Annotated in this window: 1 protein-coding gene; it reads left to right on the forward strand. The window is 28.3% G+C overall.

Translation table 11 applies throughout. The features are described 5' to 3' along the window. The first annotated feature begins 144 nt into the window (after window positions 1–144). Complete coding sequence (locus G5A70_RS15395) at window positions 145–2,505, forward strand: ABC transporter permease (protein ID WP_173721417.1); 2,361 nt, start codon at window positions 145–147, stop codon at window positions 2,503–2,505. Window positions 2,506–2,639: the final 134 nt, after the last annotated feature.

The following is a 2,639-nucleotide window of genomic DNA, read 5'->3' on the forward strand; positions in this document are numbered from 1 at the left end:
TTACCATACATTATCCTCAAAATATATAGTAGAGATTTAATTTATTCTATACTAGAAAATCGAGAAGGTATGGATTTAGTATTCATATTTTCTCGATTATTTAAATGGTTTTGTATTAGCATAGAGGAGGTAAGTCATTTGAATGTGAAAAATAAGAAGATAGAGAAATCAATGCTTAGAATAATTGCGAGGAAAAATACCTTTGATAATAAATTAACTTTTGGTGCCATAGTACTAACTATTATTATAGCAATTAGTTTGATTACAGGACTTTTTTTGATTCAAATTGGAAATAGGACTGCAGAACAAAAAGTTTTGTCGCAAATGCAGCAAGTATCTATTGCAAATTTAACTACCTCAAAAATAGAAGAATTACAAAAAAATAAATTGATTGAGGAATTAGTCCCTTACAAAAGTGGTTTTGAAATTTTAATAGATAATAAAAAGATTCAGGCTGTTTATATGCCCAATAATACAGAGGTAATACACACGTATAGAATTTTAAAAGGTAATGCACCAATAGATAAAAATGAAGTAGTAATAAATGAAAATCTCCTACAACTTCTGAATAAAGAGATTGGCGATGAATTAGAAGTTTCAAATAATGATGGTATTTTTGAAAAATTTATAATTACTGGAATTTGTGAAAATGTAAGTAGCACAGGAAGCTTTTTTTATGTTTCGCAAAGATATGCAGAGGAAGGAAAACTATTTACAGAAATTCCATACATGGCACTCATTAGAATTAATAATGCGGAAATAATGAATATAGTTGAATTTGAAAATACTATATATGATATGGCGGATAAGTATGATATTGATAGAAAAGAGATTTATTTTAATAGTAAATTTTTGGGTTCTTTGGGAGACGAGTCTAGTTTTGGGATGACATTTATATATAGTTTTTTTATATTTGGTGTTAGTATAATTGTTATTTATAGTATTTTTTATTTATCGGTTTCAAATAGAGTTGTTCAAATAGGAAATTTGAGACTGATTGGAATGACTAAGAAACAGGTGAAATCGCTTATACGTATGGAAGGGGATATATGTAGTCTATTAGGAATTTCTATTGGTGTAGTAGTTGGACTTTGTTTTGCCATATTTATAGAACCTAACGGCGTGAATATTGTAAATATAAGTATCGTATGCACAATTATAATGATAATAGGGTATTTAGTTGTTCGAATATCTATATTAACTCCTTCAAGAATTGCTAGTAGTATAACACCGATAGAAAATGTGAAATTTTTGTCTTTTCAAGATGGTAAGAGCTTTAGTTCAAAATCATATAGTCATCTTACAGCATTTACACTTGCCAAAAAAAATATATATAGAGAACGTAAAAAGAAATTTTTGATATTAGTTTCGCTAGTTATTAGTGGAGTGCTTTTTGTTGTCGGAGTGACATTTCTTAATTCATGGAGTGAAGAAGAATTTGCACGTCAAGGAAATTTAGAACAAGGAGAATTTTATATAGGGATTAATCATAATACTTTAATTAATGGAAAGCCGTATGGAATTTCAGAATATCAGATAAAAACTCCTTTTTCTGATGAGCTGATTAAAAATATAGCTGATATACCTAATGTAAAAAATATATTAATTGAAAAAAGAACGGCGGGTATAATAGAATATGCAGGAGAAGATATGGAAATACCAATAATTCCCATAACAGAAGAAAATAAAGCGGAAGTGTTGGATAGTCTTGACGATCAATGGACATATGAAGAGTTGGTAGAAAAAAATGGTATGATAATATTAGGAACCGATGTCCAAAAGGATGTGTATCATAATTGTCCTATTAAAGGAGAAAATTTAACTTTTAGATGGTTTGATGGACAGGAACATTCGGATAATATAATAATTGCTGGAACATCTGAAAAAAGTTTTAATGAAGGATTTTATTTAACACCAGAAACAATAAAAAAATTTTGGGGAGATATGGATATTACAGCTTCAATAATTCTCAGTGTTTCTGATTATAAAATGAATGGTGATGCTGTTACTCAAAAATTAGAAAAGATTTTATTGAATCATCCAGATTTGGTAATGCAAACACTTAAAGAAACACTAAAGGAAAATGCAGATATTATAGAGAAAACACGTATGCAAATTTTAGGGGTGTCATTTTTCATAATTATATTTAGTTGGTTAAATTTAATTTGTATATCTATGTCTTCTATTGCTACCAGACGCAGAGAGTTTGCCATGTTAGAAGCTATCGGAATGACTAAGAAACAGTTAAAAAAAATGATTATGTATGAAAATATTCTTTTGATAATACTTAGTATCGCAGTAACATTAATATTAGGAAATGGATTGGGATATGTTCTTGTGGAGGCATTAAGTAAGAATGGACTTTCATATTTTGTTTATCAATTACCATGTCCACATATTATAATATATATATTACTAGTATTATGTGTAACTATATGTATGGTTAATGCTATTTTGAAACTTCAAAGGAAAGTGTCATTGGTTGAAAGAATAAAAATAGATTGAAAATATGAGTTTGTATAATATATAATTATCCAAAATTGATATATATACTTAAGGTGAGCAGTTCAACACTACTCACCTTGGGAGTATCCCAAAGTTTGTGTAAACCTTCAAACTGATGTAAGATAGACTTACCA

Source organism: Blautia hansenii (assembly GCF_013304445.1).
GTDB lineage: Bacteria > Bacillota > Clostridia > Lachnospirales > Lachnospiraceae > Blautia.